Here is a 17,398-nt window from a genome sequence, read left to right on the forward strand (position 1 = left end):
CCTCCCTTTCTTATCTATCTTTCACTTGCCGATTGATCCGCGAGACCATAACATCATGTCTCATCCCCCAAAAAGAACTGCTAATGCCGAATGAGTTTCAAAACTAAGATTTGCCATCCGAACCAAACTACATTGTATGAAATGGAACTATACAATTTCTGTACAACTCAGAAATCATGTAAGATTGAAGTGAATTGGAGAGAGTTGAAGTTTCACCCAGGAGACATATGGCGAGGGCCTTCCCTTTAAGTGCACAAAAAAACCAGTGTGCATCGAAAGGCAATCGACACATACTGGTTTGGAGTTCTTTAATTAATTTGATCCTTCATTTGTTTGTAACGCTGATATTCTTTTATCGCCTCTTCTACCTTCCCGTTTTTGTTGAATAGCTGCAGCTTGTATTGCATAATTTTATGATCGCATGGCTCAATTTTCTCGGCTTGCAGGCAAATGTCCATCGCTTGATGATCGTTCATTTCATGAATATGATAATCGATCAGTTCATAGGCCTTTCCAAGCCAAAGCTGGGAAAGACGCGTCTTTTCCGGTTCTGCCCAAAGATAACCGTGCTCCATTAGGTAATGATTTTGATAGGACATGAAAATATCCATGTGCAGATGTAATGTAGCCGTATTGAGCGGCGGCGCCCCTTTTAGTGATTTTTCCCATTCGACAACATCGATTTTTGCGCCTGAAAGCCGAAGAATATATCCAGTATCAGTCTTCTCGATAGTTTGGCTGAAAGGGATCTGGCTGAATAATTTTCGTATTTGGTAAATGGTCGAGTAAAGTTGGGTGCTTGCTTTTGAAACATCGTAATGAGGCCAAAAAAGATCGATTAGCATGTCTTTACTGACCACATGGCCTTGATTATGAAGCAAAAATAAGTATATTTCACGTGCTTTCGACGTTCTCCACTTGACTGGAATGCTTGTTTTGACATCCTTTAAGGTTTGATGAAACTGCAAGCTCCCAAAGCATTGGATGGAAAAATGCGCCTCGGTATTTTCTGCATTTTGTCTGAGCATATTATTCGTTTTGATTCGTTCAACAGTTGTCTCAAGCCGCTTGTATATGACAGGCTTCAGCAAATAATCAATGGCATTTAGCTCAAACGCTTTGATAGCAAACTCATTATAAGCCGTGATGAAAACGACTTGGATGTTTTCATTCATCGATTGAATCGCCTCAGCAAGCTCAATGCCGTTTACCCCCGGCATTTCAATATCAAGAAACACCGCATCTACAGCAGGAGTCTCAGGATGCTCAAAGGCTTCAACTGGATCTTGATACGCCATAATAGATTGAAAGGCGTTTGTTCGTTCAAGCATTTTCTTAAAATGAAGCAATGCCAAGTGCTCATCATCAACAATTAACGCTTTCACAAAACATCCCACCCTATATGTAAAATCGAGATATCAGTAAATAACTTCTATTATATCATGACAAATAACCCCTTTATCTGGATTCTTTTTCTTTCTATTGTAGTTTTTGAAATTTTGCACTTACAATATTTATAAAAAGGTAGGAATTTAGAATGAGCCTGCTTGAATAAAGGAGCTATAATATGAAAGAAAAATTCATCTTTACTTCAATTATTTTCGGTTACGCTGCATTTTTTATGGTTTTCATTGCCATTGACCATTTTTCCGGAACAACGCTTCCTGCGGCAAGGCATGGGGTCATGAACCTGGAGAAGTGGGATTTTCAGAAGGATGGGAATGTACAGCTGAACGGAGAATGGACATTGTATCCAAATCAGATTCTGTCACCAAAAGAGATCGCCTCAGCAAAAGGAAAAGATCCTCTCTTCGTTGATGTCCCCAGCAATGTGAAGCTAGCCAAGCAGGGTATCAATGTGGATTACGGAACGTATAAGCTGACCATCAGATCAAAGCAAGACAATCAGGTTTTTGGGATCAGCACGTCGTTTATTTACAGTGCCAATCGCATCTATTTTAATGGACAATTCATTGGCCAAAGCGGCAACCCTTCAAATAAACCTGATTTTGCGGCACAAAACCGCCCATATACGAGCTTTTTTACGCTTCACAAGGGTGACAATGAACTTGTCGTACAATTTTCGAACTTCGGAAAAACGCCGGGATGGGGAATCGCAAAGCCAATTACTTTTGGCACCCAGGAGCAAATAGTGCGGGAAAATAAAATTTCCTTTCTTAATGATACAATCATGATTACAGCTTTTTTCATTACCGGATTATATTTTCTGGGCTTTTTCCTGCAAAGAAAAAAAGATAAACATTTGTTGTTTTTTTCTGTTATGTGTCTTCTGTTTTCGTTCATTATTCTGATGATCGGAAAAGAGCGGATTATATTTCTCCTCTTTCCGTCAATTTCATTTTCACTGCTAAATTCATTGAGGGCAATCTCTACAGTGCTCGTCAGCATTGCGGTTTTTCTCTATCTCTTTTTTGCTTACAGAGAGATTGTTTCAAAGCGTTTTATTCGCATTGCCACTGTTTCTTCCGGGCTGGTCTTAGTCACAGATTTTTTAACCGTGGGTTTTATCGGCCATACCTCGTACATCTTACATTCTGTGCTAGCCGTCTCGACTCTGGTTTATATTACATATATTTTTACGATTGCTGCGATCCGCAAAATGGAAGGAAGTCTGTATCTTACTATTGCATCTATATCAATGAGTGCTTTTGTCATTTTAACCACCATTTCAGCTTATAGCGGCAAAACGGCTTTTTCCTTTAATTCGATTTATTCACTGCCAACAGTTATCGCTTTACTGGCGATCGTTCTGCTGATGGCGCAGCAATTTGCCGGAGCATTCCGTGAAAATGAAGTGCTGTCGTGGAAATTGCTCAGAATTGACCGGCTAAAGGATGAATTTATCGCCAAAACATCACATGAATTCAAAACACCGCTGAACAGCATCATTAATATATGCCAGACCCTGCTGGCCGGCAAAGGAAAAAGAACGATAGAAGAAGAGAAAGAAAATATGCAGCTCGTCATCCGCATGGGCTACAGGCTGTCCAATCTGGTAAATGACATTCTAGATTTAGAAAAAATAAAGCAGGGCATGCTTCAAATCCACCCGGTTCCTGTTGATATTTATACTTTAGTTTGTTCGGAAATGAATTTCTACAATCTTTTATCGAGACATAAAAACTTGAATATGATGAACCATATCCCTGACGATCTTCCTTTAGTGCTCGCAGATGAAAACCGCTTCCGCCAAATATTAACCAATTTAGTAGACAATGCAATCAAATATACAACAGAGGGCCAAATCATACTTTCTGCTTCAAGACTGAACGACAACATGATCAAAGTGACAGTAGCGGATACAGGAAGCGGCATTTCAGAAGCCGATCGCCAAACCATCTTTGAGTCTTTTCAGCAAGCCGAAAAGAATAAAGACGATGGTGCCGGTCTTGGCCTCAGCATTGTCAAACAGCTGGTTCAGCTCCATAACGGAGACGTTTGGGTCGAATCGGAAGAAGGAAAAGGTTCGGCATTCCATTTCACCTTGCCGATCGCCCAAAATGAACCTGTATATGAAACAAAAAAACGCCTTCCTGAATTACAATCCGAGAGAGATCTATCAGATATCTCATTTAGCACGCCTTATTACTCTGAGCATATTGACGCTCCAACCATCCTGATTGTCGATGATAACATTGACAGTTTAAAAATTTTGAGCGATATGCTTGAAGGTGTGCCCTACAATGTGATTGCTGTGAAGAACGGAAAGGAAGCATTAGAAATCATCTCTTGCACGAAGCTTGATTTGGTTATTTTGGACTTGATGATGCCGGATATGACTGGTTTCGAAGTCTGTATGAAAATTCGCGAACGATTCAGCATGGTTGATCTTCCAGTTCTGATCATTACAGCTGCCATTATCGGCCATGACAAGTACAAGGCTTTTCATGCCGGAGCGAATGACATTTTGCAAAAACCCTATCATTACTCTGAATTTATGGCGCGTATTCAAAACCTGATCATGATGAAACATACAGCAAATCAAGCCACTAGAATGGAAATGGCATTTCTCCAATCGCAAATCAAGCCTCATTTTCTTTATAATGTATTAAACACGATTATTTCTCTCACTCATTTGGATATTGAAAAGGCCCGGGAGGTAACAGAGGAATTTACTAACTATTTAAGAATGAGTTTTGACTTTCAAAATACATCAGCCATCAGTTCCTTCAGACATGAGCTTTCGATTATCAATTCCTATCTTTCTATAGAAAAGACGCGATTCGGTAATCGGCTTGAAGTTCTTTTCGATATAGATGAAGACATTGACTTTATCCTTCCGCCTTTAATGATTCAGCCCTTGGTGGAAAATGCCGTTCTCCACGGTGTCAGCAAGAAAAGAGGCGGAGGATGGATCAAACTGACAGCTAAAAAACAAAGCAAAAATGAGTATTACATTAAAGTAGAGGATAACGGTGCCGGGATGACTCCTGAAAAACAAAAGGATCTCTTATCTGCAGATTTCGATCGCAGCGTCGGATTGAAAAATATCAATCAGCGGCTGAAACATTTTTGCGGAAGCGAGTTGATGATCAGCAGCATTCCGGATGCAGGCACCTCTGTCTCAATGCTCATTCATCTCGCTGAAACAACAGGAAGCCCTGCAGAACTGAAGGACACAGAACGAACCTAAACGAAAATTGAGATAAAAAAAGACGCCGTTTCTAACGGCATCTTTTTTATTCCGGCGACTTTGCTTGCTGCTTCAGCAGGTCTCTGATTTCTTTCAGCAGCTCCTCCTGCGCATCCACCGCTTCCTCCGCAGCCTCTTCTTCTGCTGCTTCTTTTTTGCGCCTTAACCCATTCAAAGTCCGAATGACGATAAAAATGGAGAACGATATAATTAAGAAGTTCACAATCGTCTGTATAAAACTTCCATATTTCACTACAGCATCGCCAAACGTAAACGACAGGCCTGAAAAGTCAAGCCCTCCCAGCAGCAAACCGACCAAAGGCATAATGATATCATTTACTAGAGATGTGACGATCTTTCCGAAAGCGCCGCCTATCACAACACCAATCGCAAGGTCTACGATATTCCCCCGCATGGCAAAGGCTTTAAATTCATTCCACATACAATCACCTGCTTTTCTATATTTGTAAAGAAAAAAAGACAAATGTGCCGCTGGCCATTTGCCTTTTTTCAATTATTCTCCGAGGGCAAAAGTCAGTTCTACTTCGCAAACGACTTCGCCATCAACTGTGGCAACGCCTTTTCCGCGCCCGATTGTGCCGCGGGCACGAATGATTTCAACCTCAAGGTGAAGCTGGTCACCAGGCTTGACTTGTTTTTTAAAGCGGCAGTTATCAATGCCTGCAAAAAAAGCCAGTCTGCCGCGGTTTTCTTCTTTAATCAACATCGCAACAGCTCCGACTTGAGCGAGTGCTTCTACGATTAATACGCCGGGCATAACTGGGTACTGAGGAAAATGTCCGTTAAAGAACTCTTCATTAGCGGTTACATTTTTATAGCCTTTTGCCCGTTTGCCCTCTTCAACTTCCGTAATCCGATCCACAAGCAAAAACGGATAACGGTGAGGAATAATTTCTTTAATTTGCTGAGTATCAAGCATTGTCTTGACATCTCCTTCATCTGCATTAGTATGTATAGCAATCATCAAAGATCCAATCTGTACATTTGAAAAGTATATTATGAATTAATCTCTTTTTCAACCGCGCTAAAATGTAACCAACTGTCAATGAGAGCCGTCAAAAGTTATGATATGATAATTATAGATTTTACCAATAGCAAAGAGGTAGGAAAATGATTTCGAAGTTTATTGAAAAAAGAATGCTAAACATGTTAGACGAGTGGTATTCCGCAATGAGCAAACGCAAAATGAATCACGTTTGCACACTGAAAGAGAAAATTGACCAGCACCTTCCGAAGATCAAAAAAAACACAAAACTTTGGATGCGTTATCAATTGTTTCAGGCCCGCCATCAGCTGCTTTTTGAAAACCAGAACGGACTCGATTCATTGTTCGATGACCTATATGGCCTGGAAGACAAAATGGATGATGAATTGAAATATTATCTGTATTTTTTCTCTGGGTTATACGAGATGGTAAAAACAGCTCCGAAACATGCAGTACATCATTTTAAAAAAGCTGAACAGTACCTGGCCGCCATTCAAAATACGTTTGAAGCCGCTGATTTATATTATCAAACCGCCGGCGCCTATTACTTGATGAAATCACCGCCGCTTTCCATCCAATACGTCAAAAAAGCATTACACATCTATTTGCACCAATTCGGCTATATCAAAAAGGTAATCACCTGTAAACTTTTGCTCGCCGTGAATTATATTGATCAAGAACGCTATGAAAAAGCTGAACAGCTTTTCAAAGAAATCATTAAGAAAACCCAGCAACTACATGACGAAAACCTGCTATGCCACGCTTATTATAACCTTGGCTTTTTAAAAGCGACCGAGAAAAAAGACCAGGAAGCGCTTCTTTACTTTAGAAAAGTATTAAAGAATCAAGAATTTGAAATGAATTCACCAGTCTCATATCTTCATTGTGTGTACGAGTCTGTCAGAGCGCTTTTTAAAACAGGGAACATCACAGAAGCTAAAGCCGTCCTTCAAAAAGGAAAAGAATTATCTGAAAAGGTAGACATTCAAACCATTTATTTAAAATTAAAAACGCTTGAAGCCCTCTACACATCAGCCGAAGACCCTTATGAGCAGCTGCTCGAATATGTGCTTGAATTAGAAAAAATCGAGGCGTGGGTGGATTTAGAAGTGCTGTTAGAAGATATTACGGAATACTACAAAAAAAAGGACGATTTCGAAAAAGCCGCTTTTTTTATCATGCGCGGCTGATTGAAAAACGCCCATTTTCTTATTATCTGACTGAATTGATTAAACCGAGCATTTGATCTCCCATTGTGATCGTTCTGCTGTTCAGCTGATATGAACGCTGGGACGTGATCAAATCTGTCATTTGTTCTGAAATATCGACATTGGACATCTCAAGTGAGCCCTGCTGCATGCCGATGTTTTGTCTATTAGCGCCGTTCAGCTCTTCAAAAGCTGCCGCATTATCAATAGAGAAAAGGTTATTCCCTTCGGATTTCAGCTCTTGAGGGTTATTCACTTGGACAACGCCAAGATTAAACCGCTGAACCGCGTTTCCGTCAGATGCGGTTAAGGTGCCGTTCTTATTGATGGTGATATTCTTCATTGAGCTGTCGATGTTCACTGTATTGCCGTTCTCATCAAGTACGGGATACCCATTTCCAGTGACGAGTTGCAGCTGGTTGGCATTCGCAGCGGACGGCGTTACATACAGCGCCCCGTCCCTCGTATACTGGCGGTTTCCATTTACATTTACCTGAAGATACTGGTATGGAGACGTAAATGCGATATCCAGATCGCGATCGGTCTTCTGAATGCTTCCTTGATCAGAGACCAGGCGTGAATTCATCATCGCTCCGACGCCAAGGCGCAAGCCGGGCGGCGTTTTTCGGGCTTTTGCCACTTCCTCGTTTTTTTCATCAACCTGATCGAATTGCTGTCTGACAAGCTCAGAAAAATTCGTATCTTTTGCCTTATAGCCGGTTGTGTTGCTGTTTGAAAGGTTGCTGCTGATTGTGTCAATCTGCTGCTGCAGCTGGTTTAAGGTTGTTGATGCCGTTAGCATTGACCTGAGCATAGTTGATGTCCCCCGTTTTTTTCTTCCGTTATCTTAAATTTTTCCAATTTCATTTGCTGCTTTATCCATACTTTTATCGTAAGCCTGAATAACCTTCTGATTCGCCTCAAACGATCTGTACGCTTCAGTCATTTCTGTATAGGCGCTTGTCACATCCACGTTTGAAAGCTCTGAGACGCCTTGTTTTAATGAATAGGCTACCTGATTATTTCCGGCTGCGCTTGGCAGATCATTACCGTCCGCCGTGCTGTACAAATCATTTCCGTCCCGTTTGAGATTGCGGACATCTTCCGCCATTCTGACATCAATCTGGCCGGCTGTGCGTCCGTTCGTTGTCACAGTACCGTTTTCAGACACAGTGAAATTCTCATTATCAACAGTGATTGGCTGGCGATCCGTCGATAAAATAGGGCGTCCGTTGATCGTCAGCTGATTGTTCTCATTTAGTGAAAATGTGCTGCTTTTTGAATAACGGATTCCATCCGCTGTTTGAACCGGATAAAAAAGAGCAGCTTTTTCATTGGTTTCCGCATTCATCGGAACTTGATTTTCGATCAATGCAATGTCTGTAGGCTGGTCTGTGGACTTCAGGCTTCCCTGTGTAAAGAGAGGCTTGAGCTCCTGCATATATACTCCGGTATTCACGGAACCGATTTCCGTCCTTGATGTCCCGGCCGGAGATTTTGATTCTATTCTGCTGAGCAGCATCTCAGGGAACGCGCGCATAGAGCCTTGATCAGCTTTATATCCTGATGTATTTGCGTTAGCAATATTATTTGAAAGCATTTCCGTTCTTCGCTGCTGGGCAATCATTGCGGATGTTGCTGTATATAATCCTTTTAACAAATTTCCCACCTCTAAAAATGGCATTTTTTCCAGTTGTCATATAGGAACGTTCGTTCTATAATAAAAACTCAGTATTTTATCCTATTATCGTCATTTAACATCTTTTCGTGAAGGCTTTTTCATAAAAAAACCTCATTCTTTTTCAGAATGAGGTTTGTGAAATCAGCTTAGTTTGCGTTTAGGAAGCTTGTCCATATTATCAAGCATGACACCTGTGCCGATGGCTACGCAATCCATAGGATTTTCAGCAACGAGGACCGGTACCTTCAGCTCTTCAGCAAGCAGCTGGTCAAGGCCGTTTAAGAGCGCGCCTCCGCCGGTAATAATAACGCCGCGGTCAATAATATCAGCAGAAAGTTCAGGCGGTGTTCTTTCAAGCACTTGTTTCGCAGCCTGAACAATAACAGCGACAGATTCACGAAGGGCTTCTTCAACTTCTTTACTGTTTACTGTAATTGTTCTTGGAAGACCGGAAACCATGTCCCGCCCGCGAATGGAAATTTCCTCGTGACGTGCGTCTGGGAAAACAGTTGCGACTTTAATCTTAATATCCTCCGCAGTACGTTCGCCGATCAGCAGCTTGTACTCGCGTTTGATATAATTTAAGATTTCCATGTCAAACTTGTCCCCAGCCATTTTAATAGAAGAGGAGGTGACAATATCGCCCATTGAAATAACCGCGATATCCGTCGTCCCGCCTCCGATGTCTACAACCATGTTACCGCTTGGCTGGAATATTTCCATACCCGCGCCGATAGCGGCAACTTTAGGTTCTTCTTCAAGGTACACATGTTTCCCGCCGCTTTTTTCTGCAGCTTCTTTAATTGCTTTTTGCTCAACGGATGTAATATTCGTCGGGCAGCAAATGAGCATGCGCGGCTTTGAGAACAGGCCTTTTACATTCAGCTTGTTAATAAAATGTTTCAGCATTGCTTCTGTTACTTCAAAGTCAGCAATAACTCCGTCTTTCAGCGGGCGAATCGCAACAATATTCCCAGGTGTACGTCCAACCATTCGTCTTGCCTCTTCGCCAACCGCCAGCACTTTGCCGCTGTTTTTATCAAGTGCAACAACGGAAGGTTCATTCAGAACAATTCCTTTACCTTTAACATGGATCAGTACATTTGCAGTACCGAGGTCAATACCAATATCCCTTGCAAACATCTATTTATATCCTCCTTGAAAATCTGTTTCACAGTAAATATCCACATTGTGCCCTAATTATATATATTATCATAAAATATAGAAAAAAAGTTGGAAGCACAATAAGTTCTTTACAAATTTTTGCGGATGTTTTATGAACGATTTCAAGAAGGCAATGCCAGGTGATTACGATTGCTGAACAGGCTCTCCTTCGAGAATTTCATCTTTTTTATATTTGAGCTTTGTCGCTTCTCCTCCTCTTAAATGCCTGATGGATTTATGATAATCGAGTATTTCTTTCACTTCGTTTGCCAAGTCGGGGTTAATTTCAGGCAGACGCTCTGTTAAATCCTTGTGTACTGTACTTTTGGAAACACCAAATTCCTTCGCAATGACACGAACGGTTTTCTTTGTCTCCACGATGTACTTCCCTATCTTGATTGTTCGCTCTTTGATGTAATCGTGCACACCACTCGACCTCCCTAAAATGGATGTGAGAAGTGTGAAATGAGATCCGTATTCTGTAAAGAGTCGTTCATTATGCCGCTTCTTCGTTGTATGGTTTTAAAAGTAAGTTTGTGAAATATGCCCACGATCCCTCACCTCAAACACTCTCTTTGTTAGGTTTGTAACAGTGTATTAGCATTCTTTTGGGAATATGCTAAAAACTCAATAAGGACAAGGGGTGAAACGAACTTTTTCAGATTCAGCAAACTATTTCGCGTCACTAAATTTTCATCTTTACAACTATTGATCGCTCCTGTAAAATGAAATAAGCAATTAGTTACTTAGGTAAGTTTTTTAGAAGGAGACCGACATGTCCTACGTCAACAGACACCTCATTCATCAAATCAACCAAAGCGCCCGCCTGATTGCCAAGAAAGCCAATGAACAGCTAGAGCCATTCGGCCTTTATTCATCTCAATGGTCAGTTTTATATTGTTTGCGTACGATCGGACCAATGACTCAAAAAGAGATTTGGTCCTATTTAAATGTGGAAGCGCCGACTGTGACTCGGACGATCAAACGCCTGGAGGAGAACGGCTGGGTTCAGAGACGGCAAGGTGAAGACAAACGGGAAAAACTTGTTGTCCTCACAAAAGAAGCCGAGAAAAAATACGAAGAAATCAATGTGAAAATGCTGAAATTCGAGGAAGAGCTGCTTGCAGATTTCCGGGATGAAGACAAAGAAGCTTTTTCTCATTTATTCCGCATGTTTTTACAACAATGAAAATAAGGAAGTGACATACATTTGAAAAAAACGGATGCGATATGGACCAAGGATTTTATTATGGTCCTGCTTGTCAATTTATTTGTGTTTGTGTTCTTTTATACATTTTTAACTGTATTGCCGATCTATACGCTGCAAGAGCTTGGCGGCACAGAATCACAAGGCGGGCTTTTAATCAGCCTGTTCCTTCTGTCTGCGATCATTACACGGCCTTTCTCCGGAGCCATCGTTGAGCGTTTCGGGAAGAAAAGAATGGCGATTGTATCAATGGCGCTCTTCGCCCTATCATCTTTTCTGTATATGCCGATTCATAACTTTTCCCTGCTGCTCGGATTGCGGTTCTTCCAAGGAATTTGGTTCAGCATTTTAACGACTGTTACAGGTGCAATTGCCGCTGATATTATTCCAGCCAAACGGCGCGGTGAAGGGCTTGGATACTTTGCCATGTCTATGAACCTCGCTATGGCGATCGGGCCTTTCCTTGGTCTGAATTTGATGAGAGTGGTAAGCTTTCCTGTATTCTTTACAGCCTTTGCGCTGTTTATGGTTGCGGGCTTACTTGTTTCGTTCTTGATAAAAGTGCCGCAAAGTAAGGACAGCGGTACGACTGTATTCCGTTTTGCGTTCTCGGATATGTTTGAAAAGGGCGCACTCAAAATTGCGACGGTCGGTTTGTTTATTTCTTTCTGTTATTCAACAGTCACATCATATCTGTCTGTATTCGCCAAATCAGTTGACCTTTCGGATATCAGCGGATATTTCTTTGTTTGCTTTGCGGTGACAATGATGATTGCACGCCCGTTCACAGGGAAATTGTTCGACAAAGTCGGACCGGGCATTGTCATTTATCCATCAATCCTGATTTTCTCTGTTGGACTCTGCATGCTGTCCTTCACACATAGCGGCTTAATGCTTCTGCTTTCAGGGGCGGTTATCGGTCTTGGCTACGGATCAATCGTTCCTTGCATGCAAACATTGGCGATTCAGAAATCTCCGGCTCACCGCTCCGGTTTTGCGACGGCAACGTTCTTTACCTTCTTTGACAGCGGAATTGCTGTAGGATCGTATGTATTCGGATTGTTTGTAGCATCTGCCGGCTTCTCTGCCATTTATTTAACAGCGGGGCTGTTCGTTTTAATTGCTCTGCTTCTCTATACGTGGAGCCAGAAAAAACCTGCAGAGGCTGAAGGAAAAGTGTCTATTGCAGAATAAATTTCAGGCTGCCGGGAAATCCCGGCAGTCTTTTTTACATATAAAAAACGGCGCTCTCTAAGAGAACGCCGCTTATAGCAATTATTCAATGACAGGCCGCGCAGGTGAATCAGGATCTAACGAAAAATCATAGGACGCTTCATCACGAAACATCGGATCGGCATATATGGATTGCTGATCGTTTTTTGTTGCTTTTCGATACGACGAAAATGAATCATATTCTTTCTTTTTCCACATCCATATGCCGTCTTGATCCGCTTCCTTGTGGTACACGTTATGATTGACCGTATTTCCTTCATTTTCTGTAAAATCGTTTCCGATAAATAATCTGGAATCACCAGCCGTCAATATATTCTTTTCAATTGTGTTGTTTTTCGTATCGTACTGCAGCAGCAGCTGTCCGCCGTACAGTCCCTTTGTGTCATTCCGGTACATAATATTGCGGGCAATCAGAGAATTGCTGGTGCCGCCCCGCTTTTTGTCATATCCTCCGATTGAAATACCGGTGTACGCATTGTTGTACACTTTGTTGTCTGTGATCTGAATGGCATTTGCATACTTTCCTTTGTGTTCAGACGTTGCTTCAATCCCAATATCGTTATCGTAAACTGTGTTGTTCTTAATTTCGATATCGTGTCCTCCATCGACATAAATCCCGCCCGCTGAGTATTCATCTCCATAAGCAGGATTGCCGTAAGTCGAGTTTTGATAAACTGTATTGTTTTCTACGACTCCGTTTCGCACGTAATCGTTTTTATCCGCGGTTCCCTCATAACCAATTAGATCAATCCCGATGTTATTATTGTTGCGGACCACATTGCCTGCAACTGTGAAGCCGTCGATATTACCGTTCAGCACAACTGCTTCACTCGCTCCAAGCGTCAGTTTCTCAACTGTATTGTCCTCGATTCGGATGTCTTTCATGCTGCCAGTCCCATAAACTGCGATTCCGTGAGCATTTCCTTCATCCGCTGTTGTCTTAATCCCCCGGATGTGATTATCCTTAATGGCGATATGACTGCTGGACCCTGATACATAAATCCCTATAGCAGTTGCTTCCTCAGATGAAACAGAAAGATCTTGAATTGTTAAACCGCTGATGGCAATGTCATGTTTATCGTGAATACGAATAAGCGGTGTTTCATATTCAGCGTCCGTAACGGATTCACCGCTAATCACGACGTTTTCATTTTCATAGTTTCGGAATGTGATAGGCTTTCCATCCGTACCGCTGTGCTTTACATCAAGGGTCTCATGATACGTGCCCTCCCGAATCATGACAGTTGTGCCGGCAGCAGCCTTCTCAGATGCGTGTGCCAATGTACGAAACGGCTTTTCTTTTGTTCCTTCATTTTGATCACTGCCATTTGGCGAAACATACAGATAATCCCCAGATCCTTCCTCATTCGCTTTTGTCTTATCATAAACGAAAGCGAGGATGACAGACGTTAAAACACCCGCCAAAAGAATAAAATACCATTTTCTCATTTTCGATTCCCATTTCGTTTTAGAATAGATTTCTAAAACCATTATAAATGTTCTATTTATGGAAAACCATTCAAAAATATGAAAATATACCGTCTAAATAGATCTTATTCAGCCTGGCTGACCTGCGCATGTTCAACCGTTTCAATTGCCAATGATGCAGGCGGGTGAACACGCATCAGAACAATGTAGAAAAGAAAGGAGATTAGCACACCTACAAACCAAGATATATCGTATAAGCTCTTCAATGCAGGAACATACATGCCAATCAGCGAAATCAGCGCCCCTAACATTGTGGCTGCAAACGCACGGTAATTGTAGCCCTTCCAATACACATACCGTCCTGTTTCGGAATACAGGTCATCTACCGAGAGCTCACGTTTGCGAATGATAAAATAGTCGGCCATCATCACGCCTGCCACCGGTCCAAGCATGCCGCCTATTAAGCCAAGAAACGCATACACGCTTGTCGCGCTCTCCATCAGCTTCCATGGAACCGTAAATAAAGCGAGCAACGCTGTGATAAAGCTGCCACGTTTGAAATTGATATATTTCGGCAGGGCATTCGCTATATCATAAGCGGGCGATACGATGTTCGCCGCGACATTTACAGAGATCGTGGCGATGCAGAGCGTGATCACGGACAAGACGATGACATAAGGGTTATCAAACCGCGCCAAAATATCGACAACATCCCAAATCGGCTCTCCGAACGCGACCTGCGAGCCGGAGGTCACCGTAATACTGGCGAATGCGAACAGCGCAAACGTTCCCGGCAAGCCGTAAAATTGTCCTTTGATTTGCTCTTTTTGTGTTTCAGCAAACCGTGTAAAATCAGGTATATTTAAGATCAATGTCGCCCAGATGCCGATGATGCCAGTAACTCCGGCAGCAAACGGCCAGAATGTTTCTGAAAACGTATGAAACTTTCCTGGTTGAGAGTATATCGGGCCCAATCCTCCAGCAATATCAACGGCCCACCATACCATGCCGCCAAATACCAGATACACTAAAGGCCCTGCCCACACCTCAAAACGTTTAATCGACTCCATGCCGTGATGCAATACGAGTAAATGAATGGCCCAAAAGAATACAAAGGAAAGCAAACCGGACAAGTGAATGCCGAGAATGTTCCACTCGCCGCCAATTTCTCCCCAGCCTGGCCACATATTCAAAAGCAAAATGTTCAGTGCCGTGCTACCCGCAAAGGTCTGGATGCCAAGCCACATGATAGCTGTAAACGCCCTTAGAAGCGCGGGGATATTCGCGCCGTATATCCCGTAAGAAGCCCGAATGATCACGGGAAACGGCAGCCCGTATTTTGTCCCCGCATGGCCGTTTAAGGCAAGAGCGCCAAATAGGATAAGTGATGCCGTAATAATGATCGCCAGCACCTGCCAAGGCGAAAGGCCGATCGCAATTAATCCTCCCACGGTCGCGTAGGTCGGTATGTTATGTATACATCCCATCCAAATGGAGGCAAAGTTCATTGCTTTCCACGTCCGTTTTTCCTGTCCCAAAGGCACCAGATCTTCATTGCTCAGCCTGTTGGATTGCTGCTGACTCTCTTTTAATTTCATAGCCGGCTCCCCTTTCCATATTGTCTATATGTCGTCACACGTTATGTTTTTTGACATTAGATGTCACTTAATATAACTGAAGAGTCAGACAATAACACTGGCTATGATATACAATTTTCCCGTTTGTATTTGAACAGCTTAAACAAGAAAAAGAGACAGACCTCAGAGCCCGTCTCTTTCTTAAGATGCAGTTTTCATTAATGCAGCAAATCTCACAGCCATTAACAGGCTTGCTCCGCCCGCTATAATCATAATGATTCCCATCATATCAAAATGGGCTGCCGTGATTTCTTTACCAAAAAGAATGCCAAGGATCACCGAAGACAAAATCGATCCTAGGTAACGGCAGGTTTGAAACAGGCCTGAAGTCGTTCCTACCATGTTGGAAGGACTCGTTTCCAGCATCGCTGCCTGAAGCGCGACATTGCCCAGTCCGTAGCCTATACCCAAGAGCGACAGAATGAGGCCTTTACCGATGGTCTGGACATTGATAAAAAAGATGGTTAAGAGCACGGCTCCAGCCGTCATCAAAAGCGCTCCCGCAAAGATCGGCTTGACGACACCAGATCGGTCGATCCATTTGCCGGTTAGAGGTGACACAACGATGCTCATTCCAGACATAAACAGCATAAACAGGCCGCTCGTTTGAACAGAAAGATGCATTTCATCCTGAAAGTAACTTGGCAAACCAAAAAATAAACAATAGAAGAAAACATTCAATAAAATAAACTGAACATACACGGCTGACAGGTTTCGCTGTGTTTTAAACAGACGGACATCAATAAACGGCTTATCCGTTTTCAGCTCGCGCCAGACAAACGCACAGAGCAGAAGCAAGCCAAGCACACCTTCAACCGCATGCGGCGACGTGCTGAACGACAGCAAAAAGGATAGAAGGAAAATGATTCCCCCGGCAAATAAAACAATTCCAAGAATATCGAGCTGCCGAATAATGGTTTTGATTCCTGCCCCTTTTTTCTGATCTTTCGGGAACATATACAGGCCCAATAAGAAGCTGAGGATAATAAACGGCAAATTAACGATAAAGATCGCCGGCCAGCCTCCCCATACAATCAAAAACCCGCCGACTGTCGGCCCCAGCGCCGTCATGGCGGACGCAAAAATAGAGAGTACAGCCAAGGCTGAAGCTTGGCGCTCATGAATATGATTCCGAATCAAGCCGACACCTGACGGATAAATCGCACTGCTCCCCACCGATTGAAACAGCCGCATGACCAATAATGTCATAAACGTCGGCGCAAACGGCGCCCCGATGGCAGAAACCGCAACAAGAATAAGCCCGAATAAAAACAAGCGTTTCCGCCCAATCAAATCACCGAGCTTTCCCGTTACGGGCTGCGCTACGGCACTCGCCAAGTAAAACGAGGAAATCAGCCAGGAAACCGTTGTAAACGAGAGGTGAAACTCATGCTGGATGCTATGGAGCGCAAGAGAGATCATAGACGAGTTCAGCGGATTCAGCATTGTTCCCGAAGCCACAGCTGTTAAAAAAACAGCTCGGCTTTTTTTCGATAACATCATTTCACTTGTTCCAGAAACTCTTCCGTTGTCCGCGATTTACCGATTCTCGGGAAAATAAAGCGCAGTGTGGCTTCATGCTCTTCATCGCTAAATGTGGACATGGCATCTGTAATAAAAATCTGCTGATAGCCAAGCTGAAATGCCTCCCGTGCTGTGCTTTCCACCCCGATATTCGTTGCGATGCCGCACAATACAATCGTATCAATGCCGCGACGTCTCAGCTGCAAGTCTAAATCTGTGCCAAAAAAAGCACCCCATTGCCGTTTTGTCACAGTATAATCGCCATCCTGCACACCGATTTCCGGAACAAATTCGGCCCAGTCCGCCGGCATTTCCCCTGAACCTCCCTGCGCAGGCTCATCCGTTTGCGGCTTCAGGGCGTCCGCTCCATCATGAAAGGCTACATTTACAAAGCTGATGAACCCGTTATGTTTCCGAAATTCATCTACGAGCTTTTTCGCGTTCGGGACAACCTGGCCGCTTTGATCAATCGGCACAATCCCCTTTTGTAAATCAATGATAACCAATGCTGTTTTTTGAAAATCAATGTTGAGTGTATTCATCATACGTCTCCTCCTGATACTGTTAGTGTTTCTCACATTGCATATTTTACTCTTCACACTGCCTAAGTTCTTTTATGATGCTTGTGAAATTCTCAGAAGGAGCGTTTTCTCATG

Annotated in this window: 16 protein-coding genes and 1 pseudogene; 5 read left to right on the top strand and 12 right to left on the bottom strand. The window is 42.9% G+C overall.

What is annotated here, in order from left to right:
• Positions 1 to 308: 308 nt before the first annotated feature.
• Positions 309 to 1,385: a response regulator gene (locus NYE20_RS19800; RefSeq protein ID WP_161621165.1), complete on the bottom strand. Its 1,077-nt coding sequence runs from the start codon at positions 1,383 to 1,385 to the stop codon at positions 309 to 311.
• An 806-nt stretch (positions 1,386 to 2,191) separates the two neighbouring features.
• On the opposite strand from NYE20_RS19800, the pseudogene NYE20_RS19805 reads away from it, so the two are divergent.
• Both NYE20_RS19805 and NYE20_RS19810 read left to right on the top strand, forming a co-directional pair.
• Positions 2,192 to 3,505, top strand: a pseudogene (locus NYE20_RS19805) (sensor histidine kinase); the annotation flags it as partial.
• 177 nt (positions 3,506 to 3,682) lie between these two features.
• Positions 3,683 to 4,654: a histidine kinase gene (locus tag NYE20_RS19810; RefSeq protein ID WP_232567581.1), complete on the top strand. Its 972-nt coding sequence runs from the start codon at positions 3,683 to 3,685 to the stop codon at positions 4,652 to 4,654.
• 46 nt (positions 4,655 to 4,700) lie between these two features.
• On the opposite strand, the gene mscL is transcribed toward NYE20_RS19810, so the two are convergent.
• Together mscL and fabZ are read right to left on the bottom strand one after the other, a co-directional pair.
• A complete protein-coding gene (gene mscL, locus NYE20_RS19815; RefSeq protein WP_021445844.1) occupies positions 4,701 to 5,096 on the bottom strand; it encodes a large conductance mechanosensitive channel protein MscL in 396 nt (131 codons plus the stop codon).
• 72 nt (positions 5,097 to 5,168) lie between these two features.
• On the bottom strand, positions 5,169 to 5,594 hold the full coding sequence (gene fabZ, locus NYE20_RS19820) for a 3-hydroxyacyl-ACP dehydratase FabZ (RefSeq protein ID WP_003221796.1): 426 nt from the start codon (positions 5,592 to 5,594) through the stop codon (positions 5,169 to 5,171).
• A gap of 191 nt (positions 5,595 to 5,785) precedes the next feature.
• Here fabZ and rapD point away from each other — a divergent pair, with 191 nt between their 5' ends.
• The gene (rapD, locus tag NYE20_RS19825; RefSeq protein WP_014478211.1) at positions 5,786 to 6,850 is read left to right on the top strand and encodes an aspartate phosphatase RapD; all 1,065 of its coding nucleotides are present in this window, start codon (positions 5,786 to 5,788) and stop codon (positions 6,848 to 6,850) included.
• Positions 6,851 to 6,872: 22 nt separating this feature from the next.
• Here rapD and flhP read toward each other — a convergent pair whose 3' ends face one another.
• From flhP to NYE20_RS19850, 5 genes are all read right to left on the bottom strand, one after another.
• A complete protein-coding gene (gene flhP / locus NYE20_RS19830) occupies positions 6,873 to 7,682 on the bottom strand; it encodes a flagellar hook-basal body complex protein FlhP (protein ID WP_014478212.1) in 810 nt (269 codons plus the stop codon).
• A 33-nt stretch (positions 7,683 to 7,715) separates the two neighbouring features.
• Positions 7,716 to 8,528, bottom strand: coding sequence for a flagellar hook-basal body complex protein FlhO (flhO, locus tag NYE20_RS19835; protein WP_032727034.1), 813 nt, complete (start codon positions 8,526 to 8,528; stop codon positions 7,716 to 7,718).
• Between the two features lie 162 nt (positions 8,529 to 8,690).
• Positions 8,691 to 9,692 (bottom strand): cell shape-determining protein Mbl, encoded by a 1,002-nt coding sequence (gene mbl / locus NYE20_RS19840; RefSeq protein ID WP_003227776.1) that lies wholly within the window; start codon positions 9,690 to 9,692, stop codon positions 8,691 to 8,693.
• A gap of 165 nt (positions 9,693 to 9,857) precedes the next feature.
• Entirely contained in the window at positions 9,858 to 10,139 is a 282-nt protein-coding gene (gene spoIIID / locus NYE20_RS19845) for a sporulation transcriptional regulator SpoIIID (RefSeq protein ID WP_003221804.1), read from the bottom strand.
• Positions 10,140 to 10,153: 14 nt separating this feature from the next.
• Positions 10,154 to 10,264 (bottom strand): protein usd, encoded by a 111-nt coding sequence (locus tag NYE20_RS19850; RefSeq protein WP_010886628.1) that lies wholly within the window; start codon positions 10,262 to 10,264, stop codon positions 10,154 to 10,156.
• A gap of 224 nt (positions 10,265 to 10,488) precedes the next feature.
• Here NYE20_RS19850 and NYE20_RS19855 point away from each other — a divergent pair, with 224 nt between their 5' ends.
• The gene (locus tag NYE20_RS19855) at positions 10,489 to 10,902 is read left to right on the top strand and encodes a MarR family transcriptional regulator (protein WP_003227771.1); all 414 of its coding nucleotides are present in this window, start codon (positions 10,489 to 10,491) and stop codon (positions 10,900 to 10,902) included.
• A gap of 21 nt (positions 10,903 to 10,923) precedes the next feature.
• A complete protein-coding gene (locus tag NYE20_RS19860) occupies positions 10,924 to 12,114 on the top strand; it encodes an MFS transporter (RefSeq protein ID WP_021480789.1) in 1,191 nt (396 codons plus the stop codon).
• A gap of 81 nt (positions 12,115 to 12,195) precedes the next feature.
• On the opposite strand, the gene NYE20_RS19865 is transcribed toward NYE20_RS19860, so the two are convergent.
• The 4 genes from NYE20_RS19865 to NYE20_RS19880 all read right to left on the bottom strand — a co-directional run bounded on the left by NYE20_RS19865 (position 12,196) and on the right by NYE20_RS19880 (position 17,287).
• On the bottom strand, positions 12,196 to 13,602 hold the full coding sequence (locus NYE20_RS19865) for a right-handed parallel beta-helix repeat-containing protein (RefSeq protein WP_031315369.1): 1,407 nt from the start codon (positions 13,600 to 13,602) through the stop codon (positions 12,196 to 12,198).
• Positions 13,603 to 13,706: 104 nt separating this feature from the next.
• Positions 13,707 to 15,179 carry an allantoin permease gene (gene pucI, locus NYE20_RS19870; RefSeq protein WP_014481153.1) on the bottom strand — a complete coding sequence of 491 codons (1,473 nt, stop codon included), beginning with the start codon at positions 15,177 to 15,179 and terminating at the stop codon, positions 13,707 to 13,709.
• 180 nt (positions 15,180 to 15,359) lie between these two features.
• Entirely contained in the window at positions 15,360 to 16,718 is a 1,359-nt protein-coding gene (locus tag NYE20_RS19875) for an MFS transporter (protein ID WP_032727108.1), read from the bottom strand.
• Positions 16,718 to 17,287 carry a hydrolase gene (locus NYE20_RS19880; protein WP_003227761.1) on the bottom strand — a complete coding sequence of 190 codons (570 nt, stop codon included), beginning with the start codon at positions 17,285 to 17,287 and terminating at the stop codon, positions 16,718 to 16,720. Before NYE20_RS19880 ends, NYE20_RS19875 begins: the two co-directional genes overlap by 1 nt.
• Positions 17,288 to 17,398: the final 111 nt, after the last annotated feature.

The organism is Bacillus sp. FSL R5-0416 (assembly GCF_037975425.1).
In the GTDB taxonomy this organism is placed as follows: domain Bacteria; phylum Bacillota; class Bacilli; order Bacillales; family Bacillaceae; genus Bacillus; species Bacillus subtilis.